Source organism: Pseudomonas kulmbachensis (assembly GCF_963681935.1).
GTDB classification, from domain to species: Bacteria; Pseudomonadota; Gammaproteobacteria; order Pseudomonadales; family Pseudomonadaceae; genus Aquipseudomonas; species Aquipseudomonas kulmbachensis.
Window position 1 is genome coordinate 859,226 of the sequence record NZ_OY817088.1, and the last position, 20,948, is coordinate 880,173.

General features: G+C 58.4%; 15 protein-coding genes. 10 read left to right on the forward strand and 5 right to left on the reverse strand.

Annotated elements, in window-relative coordinates; translation table 11 throughout:
- The first annotated feature begins 1 nt into the window (after position 1).
- Positions 2 to 499, forward strand: a complete 498-nt coding sequence (locus U5A05_RS04130) for a methylated-DNA--[protein]-cysteine S-methyltransferase (RefSeq protein ID WP_261740931.1) — start codon at positions 2 to 4, stop codon at positions 497 to 499.
- 117 nt (positions 500 to 616) lie between these two features.
- Here U5A05_RS04130 and nadC read toward each other — a convergent pair whose 3' ends face one another.
- Complete coding sequence (nadC, locus tag U5A05_RS04135; protein WP_321835819.1) at positions 617 to 1,465, reverse strand: carboxylating nicotinate-nucleotide diphosphorylase; 849 nt, start codon at positions 1,463 to 1,465, stop codon at positions 617 to 619.
- 401 nt (positions 1,466 to 1,866) lie between these two features.
- Between nadC and U5A05_RS04140 the strand changes: the two genes are divergently transcribed.
- From U5A05_RS04140 to ampE, 3 genes are all read left to right on the forward strand, one after another.
- Positions 1,867 to 3,309 (forward strand): DUF1631 family protein, encoded by a 1,443-nt coding sequence (locus U5A05_RS04140; RefSeq protein WP_405046612.1) that lies wholly within the window; start codon positions 1,867 to 1,869, stop codon positions 3,307 to 3,309.
- 83 nt (positions 3,310 to 3,392) lie between these two features.
- Complete coding sequence (gene ampD / locus U5A05_RS04145; RefSeq protein ID WP_321835821.1) at positions 3,393 to 3,956, forward strand: 1,6-anhydro-N-acetylmuramyl-L-alanine amidase AmpD; 564 nt, start codon at positions 3,393 to 3,395, stop codon at positions 3,954 to 3,956.
- Positions 3,953 to 4,789, forward strand: coding sequence for a regulatory signaling modulator protein AmpE (gene ampE, locus U5A05_RS04150; RefSeq protein WP_261740935.1), 837 nt, complete (start codon positions 3,953 to 3,955; stop codon positions 4,787 to 4,789). The genes ampD and ampE overlap by 4 nt, the downstream gene beginning before the upstream one ends.
- A 170-nt stretch (positions 4,790 to 4,959) precedes the next feature.
- On the opposite strand, the gene U5A05_RS04155 is transcribed toward ampE, so the two are convergent.
- Positions 4,960 to 5,736, reverse strand: a complete 777-nt coding sequence (locus tag U5A05_RS04155; protein WP_261740936.1) for a TatD family hydrolase — start codon at positions 5,734 to 5,736, stop codon at positions 4,960 to 4,962.
- A 2-nt stretch (positions 5,737 to 5,738) separates the two neighbouring features.
- Entirely contained in the window at positions 5,739 to 6,734 is a 996-nt protein-coding gene (gene cra, locus U5A05_RS04160; protein WP_261740937.1) for a catabolite repressor/activator, read from the reverse strand.
- Between the two features lie 340 nt (positions 6,735 to 7,074).
- Here cra and ptsP point away from each other — a divergent pair, with 340 nt between their 5' ends.
- From ptsP to U5A05_RS04175, 3 genes are read left to right on the forward strand one after another with little or no spacing between them, the layout of a single operon-like run.
- The gene (gene ptsP, locus U5A05_RS04165; protein ID WP_321835822.1) at positions 7,075 to 9,936 is read left to right on the forward strand and encodes a phosphoenolpyruvate--protein phosphotransferase; all 2,862 of its coding nucleotides are present in this window, start codon (positions 7,075 to 7,077) and stop codon (positions 9,934 to 9,936) included.
- Positions 9,936 to 10,877, forward strand: coding sequence for a 1-phosphofructokinase (gene pfkB / locus U5A05_RS04170; protein WP_261740939.1), 942 nt, complete (start codon positions 9,936 to 9,938; stop codon positions 10,875 to 10,877). Before ptsP ends, pfkB begins: the two co-directional genes overlap by 1 nt.
- A gap of 11 nt (positions 10,878 to 10,888) precedes the next feature.
- Complete coding sequence (locus tag U5A05_RS04175; protein WP_261740940.1) at positions 10,889 to 12,625, forward strand: PTS fructose-like transporter subunit IIB; 1,737 nt, start codon at positions 10,889 to 10,891, stop codon at positions 12,623 to 12,625.
- A gap of 145 nt (positions 12,626 to 12,770) precedes the next feature.
- On the opposite strand, the gene U5A05_RS04180 is transcribed toward U5A05_RS04175, so the two are convergent.
- On the reverse strand, positions 12,771 to 15,305 hold the full coding sequence (locus U5A05_RS04180; RefSeq protein ID WP_321835823.1) for a sulfite reductase flavoprotein subunit alpha: 2,535 nt from the start codon (positions 15,303 to 15,305) through the stop codon (positions 12,771 to 12,773).
- Between the two features lie 241 nt (positions 15,306 to 15,546).
- The gene (locus U5A05_RS04185; protein WP_321835824.1) at positions 15,547 to 17,850 is read right to left on the reverse strand and encodes a TonB-dependent receptor; all 2,304 of its coding nucleotides are present in this window, start codon (positions 17,848 to 17,850) and stop codon (positions 15,547 to 15,549) included.
- A gap of 217 nt (positions 17,851 to 18,067) precedes the next feature.
- Here U5A05_RS04185 and U5A05_RS04190 point away from each other — a divergent pair, with 217 nt between their 5' ends.
- The 3 genes from U5A05_RS04190 to U5A05_RS04200 all read left to right on the forward strand — a co-directional run bounded on the left by U5A05_RS04190 (position 18,068) and on the right by U5A05_RS04200 (position 20,935).
- Positions 18,068 to 18,748, forward strand: a complete 681-nt coding sequence (locus U5A05_RS04190) for a Fe2+-dependent dioxygenase (RefSeq protein ID WP_321835825.1) — start codon at positions 18,068 to 18,070, stop codon at positions 18,746 to 18,748.
- A gap of 2 nt (positions 18,749 to 18,750) precedes the next feature.
- Entirely contained in the window at positions 18,751 to 19,512 is a 762-nt protein-coding gene (locus U5A05_RS04195; protein WP_321835826.1) for a tetratricopeptide repeat protein, read from the forward strand.
- A gap of 193 nt (positions 19,513 to 19,705) precedes the next feature.
- Positions 19,706 to 20,935 carry an alpha-xenorhabdolysin family binary toxin subunit A gene (locus tag U5A05_RS04200; protein ID WP_321835827.1) on the forward strand — a complete coding sequence of 410 codons (1,230 nt, stop codon included), beginning with the start codon at positions 19,706 to 19,708 and terminating at the stop codon, positions 20,933 to 20,935.
- Positions 20,936 to 20,948: the final 13 nt, after the last annotated feature.

Sequence of the window (20,948 nt, forward strand, 5' to 3'; positions counted from 1 at the left end):
CATGACGCAGATTTATTACGAACAAATGCCATCGCCGATTGGGCCGCTGTTTTTGGTCGCCGATGATGAAGGGCTACGCGAAGTGCGATTCGAGTTGGATCGTAGGCCGCATACGCCGCTGGACGGCTGGGTGCATTCGGCGCAAAAACTCGCAGAAGTGCGTCGTCAACTGGAGGAGTACTTTGCCGGTAAGCGTCTGACCTTCGACTTGCCGCTCAAGCCGCTGGGCACAGAGTTTCAGCAGTCGGTATGGCAAGCGCTGACGACCATCCCCTACGCGGTGACCACCAGCTACGGGCAGATTTCACAGCAAATTCTGCGGCCCAAGGCATCGCGGGCGGTGGGGGCGGCGAATGGGCGTAACCCGATCCCGATCATCATCCCGTGCCATCGGGTGATTGGCAGCAACGGTACGCTGACCGGTTTCGGCGGCGGCCTGGCGGCCAAGCAATGGTTGCTTGAGCATGAAATGAAGTGCCAAGGCTTTACGCTGTCTTGATCACGTTGCACTAAACCTGTGGGAGCGGGCTTGCTCGCGACTGGATTGCTGCGGTGTAACTGTCAAACCGCATCGATACCGTCGCGAGCAAGCCCGCTGCACAAGGAGTAGGGCTGTTTAGAGGCTCAAGCGCATCGACAAGTCCACTGCTTTGACATCTTTGGTCATGGCCCCAATCGAGATGTAGTCCACGCCGGTTTCGGCGATCGGGCGCAAGGTGGTCTCGTTGATGCCGCCGCTAGCCTCCAGCTTGGCTTTACCTGCGTTCAGGCGCACCGCTTCGCGCATGTCATCCATGCTCAGTTCGTCGAGCATGATGATGTCGGCGCCTGCGTCCAGTGCTTGCTTGAGTTCAGCCAGGCTTTCGACTTCGATTTCTACCGGCTTGCCCGGAGCAATCTTGTGTGCGGCGCTGATGGCCTCGGCAATACCGCCACACGCTGCGATGTGGTTTTCCTTGATCAAAAATGCGTCGTACAGACCGATCCGGTGATTGTGGCAACCGCCGCAGGTCACGGCGTATTTCTGTGCCAGACGCAGGCCCGGCAAGGTTTTGCGGGTATCCAGCAACTTGACCTGGGTATCGGCCACTTGATCGGCCAGGTACTGGGCGTGTGTGGCAACGCCTGACAACAGCTGCAGAAAGTTCAGCGCGCTACGTTCGCCGCTGAGCAGAGAGCGAGCCGGACCTTCAAGGTGAAACAACACTTGGTTGGGGCTCACGCGCTCGCCGTCGGCGACCTGCCAGTGTACGGCCACTCGTGGATCAAGCTGGCGAAACACAGTGTCGACCCACGCTGTACCGCTGATGACAGCTGCTTCACGGGTAATAATCGTGGCTTTGGCCAGACGTTCGGCCGGGATCAGCCGTGCAGTGATATCGCCGCTGCCAATGTCTTCAGCTAACGCGCGGCGCACGTTGGCTTCGATTTCGGCAGTGAGGTCGGCCAGGCGTAAATTCGGCATAACGAGCTCCACAAACAAAGTGCGCCGATTATAGGGCCATGCCACGGTTGAACCCAAGGTGTGCCACCGCGCCGTGGGCAAATGCCTGCAACAGGCTGGTGCGGCACTTTGAGAACTATTTGGCACCCTCGCTCAATGAAGTGAAGAGTGTGCTGGCACAAGCGTCGTCTTTTACAAGATAATCCGCCTTGCGATTGGCGCCATAGCTTTGACGTGTAGCTGTTGCCCTTAATTTCGATACGCCGACGAGTGCGCAAGGCATCCGCCGGTTCTGCTTGTGTGCGTCAAAAATGGCTCTGGCCACGCACGCTCACCTGCAAGCGAATAAACCACTCAGGGAGGACAGGATGCAAAATGACGGGAAAGTGGGACCTGCGCACAGGACCACTACGGAGCGGGCGATGCACTCGCCGCTTGCCCGCCTGCCTGTGATCCTGTTGCAGGTGCATGACAAGGCTGCACAGCAGCTCAGGAACGAGCTGCAAGTGCTGTTCGAAAATGCCGATGAAACCCTGTTTGAAATGGCTGACAAGGCTCAAAACGACACTGAGCAGAGCCTGTTTTTTGAAGCCATGCGCGATGTCAGGCTCAAACGTAAAAACATTGAGCGCGGTTTTCTTGAGCGGCTGTTTGAAGCGTTTATCCGACTGGCCCAGCCTGAAGTCGCAGAGCCTGCCTTGCAGGCTGTAGCTCCGGCACAGAGCGCGTTCTCACTGATGGCCAATGATCTTGAACGGGCTCAGGTGACGAATGCGATGGTGGCGCGGGTTTTGGCCCGCAACCAATTGGCGTTGTGCCAGTTGAGTGCTCGCCTCAATACCCTGAGCTGCGAGCCGCTCGATGACCAAAACAACCCGTTGGGGCCCGCGATGCTGTGCGAGTACTTTCTGCAATCGGAACGTGATCAGGGTATGGACTTGAAGGTCAAGCTGATCATGCTCCGACTGTTCGAGAAGTACCTGCTCAGCCAGACCGGACAGCTGTATGCCGACGCTAACCAACTTTTGATTGCCACGGGGGTGCTGCCTGACCTTGCCGAGGAAGCAACGTGCTGCGCCACCAAAGTCAGCGCCCTTGAACAGCAATCAACCAATACCGGCGAGGATGCAGGCAAATTGGTCGGGTTGTTGTTCGACTACATCAGTGATGACCGCAATCTCTCGCAACCGCTGAAAAAGCTGCTGGCGTTGTTACGCGAACCGATGCTCCAGATTGCGCGGCGCGATCAGAATTTTTTCAGCTGCGACAGCCACCCGGCTCGCCGATTACTCAATGTGATTGCCAGCGCGGCCATTGGGTGGGGCGCCAACGCTGAGGACTGCAGCGACATGCTGTATCGCAAGGTTGAGCACGTGGTGCTGCAATTGGCCCGATATGCAGGTAATAACCCGGCGCTGCTTGAGTCCATGCTGCATGATTTTTCGATGTTTACCCGCGGCGAGCGTGGGCGCATTGAGCTGCTGGAGCAACGCACCCGTGACGCCGAACATGCGCGTCGTCGACCTCCGTTCCAGGCCAGCCCGGTGCAGTCATGGCCTTTACCTGCTCTCGATGAGCAGGGCCATCTGGGCTTGCTGCTGGTCAGCCAATTGCGCATCGGAACGTGGATCGAACTGCAGGCCGATGAAACTACGCGGCTGCGTTGCAAACTGATCACGATTCTGGAACCGGGCGGCATTCATGTTTTTGTCAATCGCATGGGGGCCAAGGTGCTGGAAAAAAACCGCACTGATTTAATCGTCCAGCTGCGTAGCGGGGCTATTCTGCTGCTCGACGACCGGTTGTTGTTCGATCGGGCCCTGGAGTCGGTGATAGACAGTTTGCGGCAGTCTGGCGCGGACTAATCGCAGACAACACAGATTGCTCCCCATCGGCGTGCTCATCGCGGCATACTGGGCCTTTGGTTTTGCCTGTTGAAGGAGCCTGTATGCAGCTGGACCCCGCAAGTGGCTGGTGCCAAGGCGTGTGCCATTGCCCGTCACCCAACTTCAATGCGCGCCCGAGCGACGAAATTTCCCTGCTGGTTATCCACAACATCAGCTTGCCGCCGGGGCAATTTGGCACCGGCAAGGTTCAGGAGTTCTTCCAAAACCAACTGGACGTCACAGAGCATCCTTACTTTGAAGGCATCATCGACCTCAGGGTAAGTGCACATTTTCTGATAGAGCGTGACGGTAGGGTTACCCAGTTTGTCTCATGTCTCGATCGTGCATGGCATGCGGGCATTTCGAGCTTCGAGGGGCGTGAGACCTGTAATGACTTTTCGCTGGGTATTGAGCTTGAGGGCACCGATGAACAGCCGTTCACGGACGCGCAGTATCAGGCGCTGACAGCGTTGACCCGGCAACTGCAGGTGGCTTACCCCGCCATCACATCGAACAGGATATGTGGTCATAGCGACGTGGCACCGGGGCGCAAGACAGACCCCGGGCCGGCTTTTGACTGGATGCGCTTTCGCGGCGCGTTGCAGCACACAGGAGAGAAACAATGAGTTTTGTGGTGTTACTGCTGGCGATTCTGGTCGAGAAGTTCTCGGCTTTGCGACAGCGTCTGCAGTGTGATGGTGGCTGGCTGCGCGAACTGCACAAGCTTGAAGCCAGCCCCAGGTTTGGCAAGCAACCGTGGTGGGTACTGTTCATTCTGATTGTGTTGCCCGCATTGGTATTGGGCTTGCTGTTAGTGGTGCTTCAACCGGTGGCTTATGGCCTGCTGGCGCTGCCGATACACCTGCTGGTGGTGATTTACAGCCTGGGTCGCGGCGATTTGTTGGGGGGGCTTGGGCCCTTCCGTGATGCCTGGCGGCGCGGTGATTTACAGGCGGCGGCCCATGTTGCCGAGCGTGACCTTCGCGTCAGTGCGGACAGCGGTGAGCAGTTGCTGGAAAAGGTGCAGGGGCATCTGTTGTGGCAGGCCTACCAGAGTTTTTTTGCAGTGATTTTCTGGTATTTCCTGCTGGGCCCGGTGGTGGTCTTGAGCTACCGATTGCTGGCCCTGGCAGCAGAGCACAGCCAGAACCCGGCGCTGGTAGAGCGTGCCGAGCAAGTGCGCCATGCTTTTGACTGGTTGCCGGTGCGGTTGTTGGCGGCGAGTTTTGCGCTGGTGGGCAACTTCGCGGCGGTCAGCCGGGTGATGCTGCATGAGTTGCTGAGCTGGGACATCAGTGCCGCGCAACTGATTAACAAGGCCGGTTGTGCAGCCGCTGAAATCCCGGCACCGCAAGCTGGCCCTGAAGGTATCAGCAGCCTCGACACCCTGTGGGCTTTGCTGCTGCGCGCGGCAGTGCTGTGGTATGCGTGTTTTGCGGTGTGGGCGTTGTTGTTGTAACGCCTGTGTGAGCGTTGGTGTGCGCAAATCCTCGTAGCCGCTGCCGAAGGAACGAGGCTGCGTTCGATTGCGAAGCGATCGTAAATTCAGATAACGCGTTCTCACCGGAGTGCCGTACCACACCAACACAGCCTCGCTACGCTCCTCAGCGGCTACAAAAGCAGGGCCGGTTACCAGCCAAACAACTCCCGCGCATTGGCCGTACTGGTTTCGGCCAAACGCTCGGGGCTGATGCCCATCACTTCGGCCAGCGCCTGGCAGATATCGGGCAGGTGCTCCGGGCTATTGCGCTGGTTGGGGTACATGGCAGGGGCCATGTCGGGCGAGTCGGTTTCCAGCACGATGGCGTCCAGCGGCAAATCGACGATCACTTTACGCAGGCGCAAGGCTTGCGGCCAGGTAGCCGCGCCACCCAGACCCAGCTTGAATCCCAGCTTCAGGTATTCGCGGGCTTCTTCGCGGCTTCCTGCAAATGCATGAATAATCCCGCCGCGCTGTAGCCTGAAGCGTTTTAACGTTGCAATCACTTGCGCATGGCTACGTCGGACGTGGAGTAGGGCGGGCAGCTGAAAGTCGGCGGCCAACTGCAATTGGGCTTCGAACAGCTGTTGCTGACCCTCGCGGTCGAGTTCGGGCAGGAAGTAGTCGAGGCCGATTTCGCCCACGGCACATAGCTGCGGGTGCCCCGCCAGGCGGCTCAGCCACTGCCCCAGTTCAAGTACATGCTCAGGGCGATGTTCGTTGAGGTACACCGGGTGCAAGCCAAAGGCGGCATATAGCTGACTGTCGGTTTGCACCAAATCCCACAAACGCTGCCAATTGTGCTGATAGACCCCCAACACCACCATCTGCTCAACCCCCGACGCCCGACTGCGCGCCAGTAACTGCGTGCGGTCAGCGTCAAAGTCCGGGAAGTCGAGGTGGGTATGGCTGTCGATCAGTCCCATGCTCAGGCCTGATGAATCCGTTGTTTGAAGGTTCGGGCAATCGCATGGATACCAGGCACGTAGCTTTGCTCTTCAATGGCCGCAAGGGCCAGGTTCAAGGCTTTTTCGGCAATCAGCTTATGTTGCTGGCCCATGGCATTGACCGGCAGCGGCAGGAAGTCCAGCAGTTGGGTGTCGCCAAAAGTGGCCAGGCGCAAGGGTGGACGTTGGCTTGGGTGCTCCAGCAGTGCGTCGAACATACCTTGCAAAAGCACGTATGAAGTCGTGATCAGCGCTTCGGGAAAGTGCCCTTGGCGTGCCAGCAGATCATCGATGATCCGGCGCCCGCATTCGCGGCTGAACGCCGTGCCGTGCTCGATCAGGACTTCACCCTTGAACCCTTCCACGGCTTGCCTGAAGCCTGCCTCACGGGCCTGGCTGACGCTCAGCTCAGGGCGCGCGCCGATCAATACAATTTGGCGTGGCAAAGGATGCAACAGGCTGCGGGTCAACTGCAGGCTGGCTTCGCAGTCATCGCTGATCACCGAGCAAAAGCGTTCTGGCTCCATGGTCCGGTCAATGGCAATGATCGGCATGCCAAGATCCTGCAACTGGCGGTAGCTGTCATCGTCATCGGGCAGACAACTGGCGACGAACAGGGCATCGCAACGACGGGCACGAAACAACTTGAGCAACTGGCGCTCACTGTCCGGCGCATCGTCGGAGCTGGCGATCAGTAGCTGATAGCCACGAGCGCGAGCGCCTTGTTCGAGTTGCTTGGCCAGGCGCGCATAACTCGGGTTTTCGAGGTCCGGGAGGATAAAACCCAGCGTGCGCGTGTGCCGGCTGCGCAGCCCGGCTGCTTGCGGGTTGGGGGTGAAACCGTGCTCCTCGACCACCGCACGCACGCGCTCCACCGTGCTGCTGCTGATGCGCTGCTGCTCGGCTTTTCCATTGATGACATAGCTGGCAGTCGTTACGGAAACACCTGCCAATTGAGCGATATCACTGAGCTTCACGCCGATAATTCCTTATTTTTTGTAGTACATGTCGACATTCTGGCCAATCCTAACCCATAAAGGCAGCCGACCATCGTCTGCCATCGGTGTACTGTATTTTTTTGCAATATTCGCTGGCTGACGCCAATCAATGCGACAAGTTGGACTTCAAGCGCGAGCAATTATGCAGTAACGTGCCGGACATTCTTGATTAAACGTTTCAGCAGGCGTATTTAAAGGTACTTATTTCGGTAGTGATGTACTTGCCACACATCCGCAGACGCTGCCCGGAATGAGCGACCCAAGCTGACTTAATTCAAAACAATACCGAGTGCCATTGAGTACCGGAAAAGGAGAACGCATGCTCGAGCTCACCATAGAGCAGATTTCCATGGGCCAAACGGCTGTGGACAAGTCTGCGGCGCTGCAATTGCTGGCCGATAAACTGGTTGCCGATGGCTTGGTGGCCGAAGGTTATCTGAGTGGCTTGCAAGCGCGTGAGGCTCAGGGGTCGACCTTTTTGGGCCAGGGTATCGCCATCCCCCATGGCACACCTGAAACCCGCGAGCTGGTATTCACCACGGGCGTGCGTCTGCTGCAGTTCCCTGAGGGTGTGGATTGGGGTGATGGCCAGATGGTGTATCTGGCGATTGGCATTGCGGCCAAGTCCGACGAGCACCTGCGTTTGCTGCAACTGCTGACCCGTGCCTTGGGCGAAACCGATCTGGGCGAAGCTCTGCGCCGTGCCAGTTCTGCCGAAGCCTTGCTCAAATTGCTCCAGGGCGCACCGCAAGAGCTGGCGCTGGATGCGCAGATGATTGGCCTGGGCGTGTCCGCCGATGATTTCGAAGAGCTGGTATGGCGTGGCGCTCGTCTATTGCGCCAGGCTGATTGCGTGAGCAATGGCTTTGCCGCCGTGCTGCAACAAGTTGATGCGCTGCCGCTGGGCGATGGCCTGTGGTGGCTGCACAGCGAACAAACGGTCAAGCGTCCGGGGCTGGCGTTTGTAACGCCGGACAAACCGATGCGCTACCTGGGCCAGCCGCTGAGCGGCCTGTTCTGCCTGGCCAGCCTGGGCGAAGCGCATCAGGCCTTGCTTGAGCGCTTGTGCGCGCTGCTGATTGCCGGTCGCGGTCATGAATTGGGCCGGGCCACCAGCCGCCGCGCGGTGCTCGAAGTGCTGGGTGGTGAGTTGCCGGCTGACTGGCCGAGTGCGCGCATTACCCTGGCCAACGCCCACGGTTTGCATGCGCGCCCGGCAAAAGTCCTCGCGCAACTGGCGAAGAGTTTTGAGGGTGATATCCGCGTCAGAATCGTCGATGGCCAGGACTCGGCCGTCTCGGCCAAGAGCCTGAGCAAGTTGCTGAGCCTTGGTGCCCGTCGTGGTCAGGTGCTGGAGTTTGTTGCTGAACCGAGTATCGCCAACGATGCATTGCCCGCGTTGCTGGCTGCGGTTGAGGCGGGTTTGGGGGAAGAAGTCGAGCCGCTGCCGACCCTGGTCGAAGCGGCGCCGAGCGTGGCCGAAATTGCCACGCTGATTACCGCCCCGGCTGCCGGGAGCGTGGTTCAGGCCATTGCCGCCTCGCCCGGTATTGCGATTGGTCCGGCCCATATTCAAGTGCTGCAAACCTTCGATTACCCACTGCGTGGTGAGTCGTCCCTGGTTGAGCGCGAGCGTCTGCAAAAAGCCTTGGGCGAAGTGCGTCAGGACATCGAAGGCCTGATTTCGCGCAGCCAGTCCAAGGCCATTCGCGAGATTTTTATCACTCACCAGGAAATGCTCGACGACCCGGAACTGACCGATGAAGTCGAGTCGCGTCTCAAACAGGGCGAAAGCGCCGAAGCTGCCTGGATGTCGGTAATCGAAGCCGCCGCACGCCAGCAAGAGTCCTTGCAGGATGCGCTGCTGGCCGAGCGTGCAGCCGACCTGCGTGATATTGGTCGCCGTGTATTGGCCCAACTGTGTGGCGTTGAAACCCCAGCCGAACCTGACCAGCCTTATGTGCTGGTGATGGATGAAGTCGGCCCGTCGGACGTGGCGCGCCTCGACCCGGCTCGGGTTGCGGGGATCTTGACCGCCCGTGGCGGTGCTACCGCCCACAGTGCCATCGTTGCTCGTGCGCTGGGTATTCCGGCCTTGGTTGGTGCGGGCGAAGCGGTGCTGCTGCTGGCGCCGGGCACTGAACTTTTGATTGATGGCCAGCGCGGCCGCTTGCACGTTTCACCGGATGCCGAAGCGCTACAGCGCGCCACGCAGGAGCGCGACAGCCGCGAACAGCGTTTGCTGGCCGCGTCCGCTCAGCGTCATGAACTGGCGGTGACCCAGGATGGCCACGCGGTTGAAGTCTTCGCCAATATCGGCGAAAGCAAAGGCGTCGCCAGTGCAGTCGAGCAGGGCGCCGAAGGCATTGGTCTGCTGCGCACCGAGCTGATCTTCATGGCCCACTCCCAGGTCCCGGACGAAGCCACGCAGGAAGCCGAATACCGTCGCGTACTCGACGGTCTGGACGGGCGGCCTCTGGTGGTTCGCACCCTGGACGTGGGCGGCGACAAGCCGCTGCCGTACTGGCCAATCGAGAAAGAAGAAAACCCGTTTCTGGGCGTTCGTGGCATCCGTCTTACGTTGCAACGTCCGCAAATCATGGAAAGCCAATTGCGCGCTTTGTTGCGCTCGGCAGACAACCGCCCGCTGCGCATCATGTTCCCGATGGTCGGCAGCGTGGCCGAATGGCGTGCCGCGCGTGACATGACCGAGCGTCTGCGCCTGGAAATCCCGGTGGCCGATTTACAACTGGGGATCATGATCGAAGTTCCGTCCGCCGCTTTGCTGGCGCCGGTTTTGGCCAAAGAAGTGGACTTTTTCAGCGTCGGCACCAACGACCTGACCCAATACACTCTGGCCATCGACCGTGGTCACCCGACCTTGTCGGCCCAGGCCGACGGTTTGCACCCGGCGGTGCTGCAACTGATCGACATCACCGTGCGCGCGGCGCATGCCCATGGCAAATGGGTTGGCGTGTGCGGCGAATTGGCGGCCGACCCACTGGCAGTGCCAATACTGGTCGGCTTGGGTGTGGATGAGCTGAGCGTGTCGGCGCGCAGCATTCCTGAAGTCAAGGCGCGGGTTCGCGAGTTGAATATGGATCGCCTCAAAACCCTGGCCGCGCAAGCCTTGAGTGTTGGCAGCCCGGATGAAGTCCGTGCATTGGTGGAGGCGCTCTAATGGCCCGCGTTCTGACCATCACCCTCAACCCTGCACTGGATTTGACTGTGCGCCTTGGGCACCTGCAGCCGGGCGAAGTCAATCGCAGCCCGATGATGCTGACCCATGCCGCAGGCAAGGGGCTGAATGTCGCGCAAGTGCTGGCTGACCTGGGCCACACGCTGACCGTGAGCGGTTTTCTGGGCGAAGACAATCAGCATGCATTTGACGCATTGTTCAAGCGCCGTGGCTTTGTCGATGCATTTATCCGCGTGCCCGGTGAAACCCGCAGCAATATAAAAGTCGCCGAAGACGATGGCCGCGTCACCGACCTTAACGGGCTTGGGCCGCTGGTCAGCCCGCAGGCACAACAAGAATTACTCGAGACCCTTGAGCGAATTGCCCCCGGCCATGACGCGGTGATCGTGGCTGGCAGCTTGCCGCAAGGGGTCAGCCCAGAGTGGCTGCACGACCTGCTGCTACGTTTGAAGGCGCTCGGTTTAAAAGTGATTCTGGACACCAGTGGCCAGGCCTTGAAACACGGTCTGGCGGCCGGCCCGTGGTTGATCAAACCCAATGCCGAAGAACTCAGCGATGCTTTGGGTTGCGATATCAGCAGCCTGGAAGCCCAGATCGCCGCGGCTGGCCGCCTGCAGGCGCAAGGCGTTGAGCATGTGGTGATTTCCCATGGGGCCGATGGCGTGAACTGGTTCAGCCGCGCACCGGCCTTGCAGGCGTTGCCGCCCAGGGTCAGCGTCGCCAGTACCGTGGGTGCCGGTGACTCGCTGCTGGCGGGGATGGTTCACGGCTTGCTCAGTGGCCACAGCCCCGAACAGACCTTGCGCACCGCCACCGCCATTGCGGCCATGGCGGTCACTCAAATCGGTTTTGGTATCAGCGATGCGGCGCACCTGGCGACGCTCGAAAGCGGCGTTAGCGTTCGCCCCCTGACAGAAGAATAAGAGGGATACACATGAAATTAGCCATTGTGACGGGCTGCCCCAACGGCATGGTAACCAGCGTGCTGTGCGCCCGTTTGCTCGATGCTGCTGCGCAGCGTCAGGGCTGGAGCACCAGCGTTGAGGTGTACGACCCCAAGCACCCGGAGCGCCAGTTGTCGGCGGCCATCATCGACGAAGCCGAGTGGGTGCTGCTGGTCAGCAGCACGCCGCTGGATATGCAGCGTTTTATTGGCAAGCGGGTGTTTCAGAGCACCCCGGCCCAAGCCCTGCAAGATGTAGAAGCGGTATTGCAGCGTGGGGTCAAAGAAGCTGAAGTCTATGTTGCCCCTGCACCTTCGGCTCAGGTCGAGAGCATAAAGCAGGCGCCTAAAATCGTTGCCGTGACTGCCTGCCCGACCGGCGTGGCGCACACCTTTATGGCGGCCGAAGCCTTGCAACAAGCGGCCAAGCGTTTGGGCTACGAGCTGCAAGTCGAAACCCAGGGTTCGGTCGGTGCACGCAACCCGTTGAGTGCCCAGGCCATCAGCGACGCCGATGTGGTGCTGCTGGCAGCGGATATTGAAGTGCCCACCGAGCGCTTTGCCGGCAAGAAAATTTACCGCTGCGGTACCGGCATCGCCCTCAAGCAAGCCGAAGCCACACTGAACAAGGCGCTGAGCGAAGGGCGGCAGGAAACTGCTGCGTCGGCCGGTGGGGCACCCGCCAAGCAGGAAAAGACCGGGGTCTACAAACACTTGCTGACCGGTGTGTCGTTCATGTTGCCGATGGTGGTGGCGGGCGGCCTGCTGATCGCGTTGTCCTTCGTGTTTGGCATCTCTGCATATAAAGAGCCCGGTACGTTGGCAGCAGCCCTGATGCAGATCGGTGGTGATGCGGCGTTCAAGCTGATGGTGCCGTTGCTTGCGGGTTACATCGCCTACTCGATTGCCGACCGTCCGGGCCTGGCGCCAGGGATGATCGGTGGTCTGTTGGCGAGTACTTTGGGGGCCGGGTTTATCGGCGGGATCATTGCCGGGTTTCTTGCGGGCTACTGCGCCAAGGCGATCAATCGCTATGCGCGTCTGCCGCAAAGCCTGGAAGCGTTGAAACCGATTTTGATCATCCCTTTGTTTGCCAGCCTGTTTACCGGTCTGGTGATGATTTACGTGGTGGGCAAGCCGGTCGCCGGGATGCTTGAAGGCCTGACTCATTTCCTCGACAGCATGGGCACCACCAACGCCATCCTGCTGGGTGTGTTGCTGGGCGGCATGATGTGTGTCGACCTTGGCGGGCCGATCAACAAAGCAGCTTATGCGTTCTCGGTTGGGCTGCTGGCATCGCAAAGTTATGCACCGATGGCCGCTACGATGGCTGCGGGCATGGTGCCGCCGATCGGCTTGGGTATTGCGACCTTCCTGGCCCGGCGCAAATTTGCTCAGACCGAACGCGAGGCCGGTAAAGCGGCGTTGGTGCTGGGGCTGTGCTTTATCTCTGAAGGTGCGATCCCGTTTGCCGCAAAAGACCCGCTGCGGGTGATCCCAGCGAGTATTTTGGGCGGTGCGTTGACGGGCGCACTGTCGATGTACTTTGGCTGCAAACTGATGGCCCCGCACGGTGGTTTGTTTGTATTGCTGATCCCGAATGCGATCAACCATGCGCTGCTGTACTTGCTGGCAATTGTGGCGGGTAGTTTGTTGACGGCGGTGGTCTATGCCGTGATCAAACGGCCGGAGCCGGTTGAGATGGCGCTGGAGGCGGTGAAGGCTTAAGACCGCGCCGTCTGCTTCGCTGGCAAGCCCGCTCCCTCATTAGTTTTATATCGACGCAAACTTGTGGGAGTCGGGCTTGCTCGGGATGGCATCACTGCGATGTAACACATACACCGCAGTGTTGTCCCACAATGGATCGGTATCGTTAATACACATCCCGCCGATAGCGCCCTTGCTCGATCAGTAACTCCACCGCTTCAGCCCCCAGCATATCGATCAGCGCCTGATCCACGCCCGCCGCCATCCCCTGCAAACTGCCGCAAATATAGATAGCGGCTCCATCAGCCAGCCACTGGCGCACTTCATCAGCGGCTTCCAGCAAGCGATCCTGCACATAAATCTTCTGCGCTTGGTCCCGCGAAAATGCCAGATCCAGCCGTGCCAGATCACCACTGGCCAACCAGCCTTGCAACTCATCGCGGCAATAGAAGTCGTGCTCGGCGTTACGCTCGCCAAAGAACAACCAGTTGCGCTGCTGACCCTGAGCAATTCGGCCCTTGAGCAAGCTGCGCAGCCCCGCCAGCCCTGTGCCATTACCCAGCAGAATCAGTGGGCAGGGTTCGGCCGGTAGATGGAAGCCGCTATTGCGCCGCACTCGCAGGCTGATAGCCGAACCGACGGAGGCATGTTCAGTGAGCCAGCCCGAACCGATCCCCAGACTGCCATCATCATGGCGTTCCTGCCGCACGATCAATTGCAGCAAGCCATCTTGCGGGATCGAGGCAATCGAATATTCGCGCATGTTCAGCGGGATAAGCGCATCTACCAGGGCCTGGGCGTGCATGCCCACCAGATGGCCGCGATTTTCCGGCAGTTGGCGGCCTGCCAGCGCCTGGGCCAGGGTTTCCTGCAGGCCATCGAGTTGCACTTGGGTGTCAGCCGATAGGCCCAGGCCTTCAAGGAAATGCTCAACCGCCCAGCTCGAGTGCCGGGGCATGACTTCCACTAGATCACCCGGCTGCCACGAGTAGCTTGCGTCGGGCGCGCTGAGCCCCAGCAGGTAAACCCCCGAGCCGCAGCTGTCGGGGTTGAGCAGGAGGCGCTGAGCAAGGGGCCAGTTGTTGTAGCTCGGCGCCTGCCAGTTGGCTGGTGGCGCTGCGCCAGTGAGTTGGCTGAGCTGTTGCTGCCAGTGATGCAGCGCCTGAGGATCGCCACTGTCCACTTGCACCGGGCTAAACAATGACTGCGCACCGCGTTCGCTCAGCCATTGCTGAACCCGTGTCGCAAAACCACAAAAGTTCGGGTATTGGCGATCGCCCAGTGCCAGCACCGAATAGTTGAGTGCGTTCAACGCCAAGGGCTGGCCGAGGACTTTGCGTTCAAAGCCGCGTGCGCTGTCGGGTGCTTCGCCATCGCCAAAAGTGCTGACCACAAACAGTGCGTTACTGGCCTGTTGCAAGTCGTCTTCACTGAGTGTGGCCAAAGGCTGAACCCGCACCGGCAACCCGGCTGCCTGCAATTGCCCGGCAGTCTGCCAGGCCAGTTGTTCGGCAAACCCGCTCTGGCTGGCAAAGCCGATCAGCCATGACGGCGCATCGTTGCTTGCGGCGGCAAAACCCTGGCGTGCCTGTTTGATCTGACGCTTTTTACGGCGCCGGTCCAGGTACAGTAACCAGCCGGTAATAAAGAACAACGGCATGGTCAGGCTGGCGATGGTCACCAGAATGCGACCGGTCAGCCCCCAATAGCTGCCCACGTGGAGCGCGTAAATGCTACCGAGTAGTTGCGCCTTGTAACTTTTGTCTTCGTAGCGATCATGCTTTTTCACCCGACCTGTGGCCGGGTCGAGGCTGATCATGTTGAACGCACGCTCGTGGGGTGAACTGTTGAGCAGGTAAAACACCGTGGCCGGTTGCCCGGCCACAGGCGGCATACGCACGTTGTACAGACTCAGCTCTGGCCCGGCAGCTTTCTGGATACTGGCCCAGATCGCGTCATAGTCAGCAACCGGAGCTGGCCCTGCAGGCCCAGGCTGGCCGCGGCCACCTTTGCGTTGCTCGTTGTTGGGGGTGTCCGAAAACAGCTTTTGCAGGCCCTTGTTGTACCACTCGTAGGACCACGACAGACCGGTCAGGGCAGCCAGCAGGTAAAAGATCATGCACCAGGTCCCGGCTACGGCGTGCAGGTCCCAATTGAAGCTGCGGCCTTTTTTCGCCCAGTCCAGGGTCAGCCAGGTGCGCCAGTTCAACGCTTTGCGCGGCCAGCGCAAGTACAGGCCCGAGAGGCAGAAGAAAATCAGCATCAAGGTACAGGCGCCAGTGATCTGGCGACCGGTTTGGCCCATGGCCAGAAATCGGTGCAGTTGCAGCATCAGGTCGAAGAAGCCCTGGCCGCTGGCATCGCCTTGGTAGGCGCCGGTATACGGGTCGACATAACGCAGTTGGCCACGGCGCTCACCCGGTGGTGGGGTGAAGAAGATGCGCGCGGCAGTGCCGCTGTCCACACCCACCCACAGCATGGAAACCTGTTTGCCCTCGGTGGCTTCGACCCTGCGTACCAGTTCGGCGGGAGGCAGCACGCCGCTGTCGAGTTTCTCGACCTTGAGCACCGAAGGGTTGAGCAAGTTCAGCAACTCGTCCTGAAACGACACCGTGGCGCCGGTTATCCCCATCAGGGCCAGAACCAGCCCTGCGGTAATCCCGAAAAACCAGTGCAGCTGAAAAAGTGTTTTCTTAAACACAACGACCGCCTTGCTTGCTCAATTGAATGCTTCACGGCGCAGTTTGCCGTGTACGTCATTTATACATTTGTGTAGCGCCCGGAACATGTAGCCGCTGACGAGGTACGAGGCTGCGATGGGTTGCGCAGCGGCCCCCGTCGGCGGTCCTGCGGCCCGCATCGCAACTTCGTACCTCGTCAGCGGCTACACACAAAAGCCCCGGCCATTGAATGGACGGGGCTCTGTTCAGCTCAACTTCAAATTAGAAGTGGAAGCTGGTGGTCAACAAGGCTGTACGGCCTGCTGCCTGGCTGGCGAAGTGCGCAGCATAGGCTTTGTCGTAGTAGGTCTTGTCGGTCAGGTTCTGTACGTTCAGTTGTAGATCGATGTTTTTGGTCAGCTTGTAGCTGGCCATTGCGTCGTAGCGGGTATAGGCCGGGACGTAAACGGTGTTGGCGGTGTCGCCGTACACTTCGTCAACATAGAACGCACCGCCGCCGATGGTCAGCTTTGGCATCACTTCATAAGTTGTCCACAGGCTGAAGCTGTTTTTCGGGGTGTTTGGCATTTCGTTGCCTTTGTCCGACACGGCAGTGGTATTGATACTGCCGTTACGGTTGCCTTTTTGGCCTGGATCAACCAGCTCGCTCTTCAGGTAGCTGTAGCCTGCAAACACTTGCCATTTTTCAGTGATCTTGCCGCTGGCCGACAATTCCAGACCGTCAACGCGGGACTCACCGGCGTTTTGGTAGGTGAACGAGTCAGTCAGGACGCGGGTGTTTTTCTTCTCGGTACGGAATATCGCAGCCGTCAGCGACAGGCGATCGTGGAGCACATCCCACTTGGTGCCCAGCTCGTAGTTAACGGTTTCTTCCGGCTTCAGGTCGCTGGTAATGTTGCTGCCCTGGGCAATCAGACCGTTGCCTTCAGCGCCTTCACCCACAATGCCACCTGGTGGGGAAGCTGATGTCGCGTAGGAAACGTAAACGCTACCGTTATCCAGCGGCTTCCAGACCAGACCGGTCTGCCAGTTGAAGAAGTTGCTGTCGTTGGAGGCTTTGGTGCGGCCGGTTGCAGCGTTGGTGTTGGCTGTGGTGCTGAACGCGTCATAACGCAGACCGGCGTTCAACAGCCATTTTGGATCAAGTTCGATCGTGTCGAACACGTAAGCCGCCTTGGTCACGCCAACGGTGTTGGTGCCGTAGTAGTTGCGCGCTTCAGTACCGGTCCAAACGTCATTCGGATTAGGGTTGGACAGCGAGGTGCACTGGCCACCGCTGTTGCCGACTTTGTCCGGTGTGCAGTTAGGGTTGCTGTTCGGGGAGACGGTATAGCCGCTGGCCCGGGTTTCTTCACGGGTGAACTCGACACCTGTGGAATAGGTGTTCTTGAAGCCCATGACCTGGAAGTTACCAAACAGATCGGTCTGGTTGGTGGTGGTTTCGGTAGTTGAAACACGGGTGTTGGCTCGACGCCACACGGTGCCGTACTGGTTAACGTTGTGCTGGCTATCGTCTGGCTGGGTCAGGATGTAGTCCTGGCCGGTGTTGCCGTGACGGAAAGTGTTCTTCAGGGTCATCGCGTCGCTGAAGTCATGCTCGAACGAGATGGTGCTGATGTCGACGCGGGTTTTGCGGAAGTCACGGTCTTTCAAACCGTAAAAGTTGCTGCTGTCACCGCCATCGGTTGGCTTGTCGTGACCATGAACAGCTGTTTTTGAGCTGTTGCTGTAGCCATACGGAATGCCCGAGTCCGGCAGATCGTTGCTTTCCAGGTGGTAGTAGCTGACGTTCAGGCGGTTTTCAGTGCCCAGGCCGAAGGTCAGCGATGGCGCAACGCCCCAGCGGTCGTAGTTGACCGCATCACGGCCCGAGACATTCTGCTCGTGGCTCATCAGGTTCAGGCGGAACGCAGCGGTGTCCAGGAACTGACGGTTTACATCCACGGTGTAGCGACGGGTCTGGTCGGAGCCGTAGGTGAAACCACCGTTGGTGAAGTCACCCAGCTTAGGGGCCTTGCTCACCATGTTCAGGCTGCCGCCTGCCGAGCCACGACCACCAAAGGAGGAGTTCGGGCCTTTGCTGACTTCGATCGACTCGATGTCAAAAATTTCACGGGTCTGGCCGCCAGCGTCACGCACGCCGTCCAGGTACATATCGGCCTGAGCGTCAAAACCACGAATAAACGGACGGTCGCCCTGTGGGTTACCGCCTTCGCCTGCGCCGAAGGTGATACCCGGAACAGTGCGCAATGCGTCTTGTAACGAGGTGGCTGCGGTGTCTTGCAGCACCTGCTGAGGGATCACGGTGACGGAGCGCGGGGTGTCGACCAGAGGTGCGGTGTACTTCTGGGAGCTGGCTTTCTCGACCTGATACGACTTTTGATCTTGAGCCTCACCGGTAACAGTGGTCGCGCCAAGGGAAATACTGTTGCCCTGTACCTTGCTGTCAGTGCTTTCAGCAGCCTGAGCCATATGGGCTGCAGACGTTGCGGTGATAGCGACACCGATGGCTGAAGCCAGCAAACGCGGTGAGCTGACGGGTATTTTTAATTGTTGGCGCGACATTTTAAGATCCCTTCCCCCAGAATTTGAGCCGCGAAATATAGTGCAAACAATTCTAGCTATCAATTGAGAGATATTACTATTTGCGCTAAATTTACAATCTTTACAAATTCCCTTTACGGTTTTTTCACACTCGTTCGTCTATGGACCCTCAACAGGGTTTTACACATTCAATAAGAATCAATACCATTGCCATCCCTTTGCTATCAGGTATGGCGTCATGTTGCTGCATATCCCCGGCTTGTTTTCCCGTGATGAGGTGCAGCGCATTCGTGAGGCGCTGGAGCAGACAGAGTGGGCTGACGGCAAGATCACCGCAGGCTTTCAATCGGCCAAGGCCAAGCACAATCTGCAATTGCCCGAAGACCACCCGTTAGCTAAGGAAATTGGCGTAGCGATGATCGACAGGCTGTGGAAAAACCCGCAGTTCATGTCAGCAGCGTTACCGCACAAAGTGTTCCCGCCGTTGGTGAACTGCTACACCGGTGGCGGCAGTTTCGACTTTCATATTGATAACGCCGTGCGCCAACCCAAAGGCAGCCCCGAACGGGTGCGTACCGATCTTTCGGCAACCCTGTTTTTCAGCGATCCCGAGGACTATGACGGCGGCGAGCTGGTGATTCAGGACACCTACGGTGTGCAGCAGGTCAAGTTGCCTGCTGGCGATATGGTGCTGTACCCCGGCACCAGTTTGCACAAGGTTAATGCCGTCACCCGTGGGGCACGCTTCGCATCGTTTTTCTGGACCCAAAGCCTGGTGCGCGAAGATAGCCAGCGCACCTTGCTGTTTGAGATGGATGGCGCGATTCAGCAACTGACCCGCGATGTACCCGATCATCCATCGCTGATCAAGCTCACCGGCACGTATCACAATCTATTGCGTCGCTGGGCTGAGGTGTAGCCATGAGCTTTCAATTGCGCCGCGAAGAAGTGCTGGATGGCGACCAACTGAGCGCCATGCTGGCTGAGAACCCGGCGAAAGCGGCCCAGGCCATTTTACTGGCGGCCAAGCAAGGCATCGTCGATGGCCAGGCCTTGCTCGGGCAAATTCTGCTCGACGGCCAGGGTATTGCACGTGATCCCGTACTGGCCAAACGCTGGTTTCAGATTGCGGCCAATGGTGGGCACTTGATGGCCCGCAACATGCTCGGCCGCTGCTGGGAGCATGGCTGGGGCGGGCCGGTGGACTGCACTCTGGCGAGCCTGGAGTATCGGCAGGCAGCAGAGGGCGGGCTGGATTGGGCGCTCTACAATTACGCCAACCTGCTGGCCACTGGTCGCGGTGTGGCACAAGACCAGGACGCGGCGTTCAAGTTGTACTGGGTGGCGGCGCAGGCGGGCCATGCCAAGTCGATGAACCTGGTGGGGCGTTACCTCGAAGCGGGCGTGCATTGCCCGGGCGATAAGCCTGCGGCGTGTTTTTGGTACGAGCGCTCAGCCCTTGGCGGTGATTTTCGTGGCCAGTTCAGCCATGCTTCGGTGTTGGCCGAGTCCGGTAATATCGATGAGGCGTTAGTCTGGTTTGAGCGTGCACTTGCAGGCGGCAATCTGAATTTTTTACGGGTGAGCCGGGCAGCCCTGCTCGAGGCTCGTGAGCCTCGTGTCCAAGCCCTCAGCGATGCTTGGCAAGCGCGGATTAATGCGTTGCAGAGCAACAACTTCTGATCCTGATTACGCCGTGCGAGTAGTACTCGTACGCGGCTTTCAAGTGAGTCCGAGCGAGTGAGTATTTACTTCGGTAACTATTCATTTTTGCTTTTGTCATTGTCTTACATGTTGCAGAGCAATGTTGCAGTTGATTGAAGTCCTTTAAAGATTAATTCTGTTTGGGCAGGATAATTATTTAAAGGGAATTAATATGCAAGGTAGTGATTTCGCATTCAGTGAGAATATTGGCGAAGCCAGATCGCTGGAAAAAATGACTTCGTTGGAGGCCGCTGTACTTTTACCGTCACAGTATATTCAGGTGCTGGCCGGCAAGAGTGATGCTGCTGTTTCAAAAGATGAATTGGGCTTTATCATTCGGCGCAGTGATATACACAGTGTTCGTGCTTATGTTCGCGAGTCACGGGCATTGCCGGTTGACTACAACAAGATCGTGGAGTGGGTTGGGGGTAACACGGAAAGTGTGCCGGGCCTGGAACCTGCAAGCATTCAGGCGTTTCATCAACAAGTTGTACAGCACGCCGCTACATGGTCGCCACTGGAGCGTGATACAAAAGAGCTGAGTCGGCAACTTAACCGGTTCTCTGACAGTTTTATTACAACGGGTAACGGCATTATTGAGATCATCAATAGAGTCGAGTTCGAGCGATTTCTCACCGGTACGTTGAATGAGTTGACCGAGGAGGAAGAGGCCGAGTTGAAAGAAATCATTCTAAGTACAACAGAGCTTAGGGCAGTCGGGATTGTCAGGGATTACGTACTGCAGATTAAAAAAGATACCGACTCGTATATTAAAAAGGCCTACGCCGTAGGCGCATTGGCGGCCGAGTTTGAGCGAGTGCTGTCGGACGAGTTGATTCACGAGGTTAACACCAAGCTTAAGGCCTATGCGCAGGCCGGGCTCTCCAAAGAGCGGGTAGCGTTGATCGCGCGTATCAAGGAACTGGACAGTGAAATTGAGCAGGTCATCAAAGACTACAAATCTCAGGTGTTGTATGGGCATTCAGGGATACTTATGGGGCCTATCGTTTTGGCGATCACGGGCGGGATATTTGGCGTAAAAGCCGAAGCTACTCGTACCCGAAAAAACAAACTGATTGCTGCGCGGGATATCGCAAGGAAAGGCAGTCAGGAACAAGAGCGACTGGCCATTATGCTGGATGCCACTCAGCAGCGTTTTGTTGATTTGCGCAGTCGTATGCTCGTGGCCGAGCAGGGAGCCAAGCAGTTGGCGCAAGTGTGGGGCTATATTGCCATTTATCTGGATGAAGCCGCCGAGCAGCTGGAGGGTGTGGATAACCTCGCCCGACTCCATAAATTCAAACTTGATTTCGCCCAACTGTTAAATCCCTGGACGCGTGTTAAAGACTACAGCGTGCAGATATCCAATGCGTTTAATGAAATTATCAATGAGCGCTTTTGAATAAAGGGACTGA

Coding starts and splice junctions, on each gene's coding strand:
- U5A05_RS04130 (WP_261740931.1), top strand. CDS start 2: ATGACGCAGATTTATTACGAACAAATGCCATCGCCGATTGGGCCGCTG.
- nadC (WP_321835819.1), bottom strand. CDS start 1,465: ATGCCGAATTTACGCCTGGCCGACCTCACTGCCGAAATCGAAGCCAAC.
- U5A05_RS04140 (WP_405046612.1), top strand. CDS start 1,867: ATGCACTCGCCGCTTGCCCGCCTGCCTGTGATCCTGTTGCAGGTGCAT.
- ampD (WP_321835821.1), top strand. CDS start 3,393: ATGCAGCTGGACCCCGCAAGTGGCTGGTGCCAAGGCGTGTGCCATTGC.
- ampE (WP_261740935.1), top strand. CDS start 3,953: ATGAGTTTTGTGGTGTTACTGCTGGCGATTCTGGTCGAGAAGTTCTCG.
- U5A05_RS04155 (WP_261740936.1), bottom strand. CDS start 5,736: ATGGGACTGATCGACAGCCATACCCACCTCGACTTCCCGGACTTTGAC.
- ptsP (WP_321835822.1), top strand. CDS start 7,075: ATGCTCGAGCTCACCATAGAGCAGATTTCCATGGGCCAAACGGCTGTG.
- pfkB (WP_261740939.1), top strand. CDS start 9,936: ATGGCCCGCGTTCTGACCATCACCCTCAACCCTGCACTGGATTTGACT.
- U5A05_RS04175 (WP_261740940.1), top strand. CDS start 10,889: ATGAAATTAGCCATTGTGACGGGCTGCCCCAACGGCATGGTAACCAGC.
- U5A05_RS04185 (WP_321835824.1), bottom strand. CDS start 17,850: ATGTCGCGCCAACAATTAAAAATACCCGTCAGCTCACCGCGTTTGCTG.
- U5A05_RS04190 (WP_321835825.1), top strand. CDS start 18,068: ATGTTGCTGCATATCCCCGGCTTGTTTTCCCGTGATGAGGTGCAGCGC.
- U5A05_RS04195 (WP_321835826.1), top strand. CDS start 18,751: ATGAGCTTTCAATTGCGCCGCGAAGAAGTGCTGGATGGCGACCAACTG.
- U5A05_RS04200 (WP_321835827.1), top strand. CDS start 19,706: ATGCAAGGTAGTGATTTCGCATTCAGTGAGAATATTGGCGAAGCCAGA.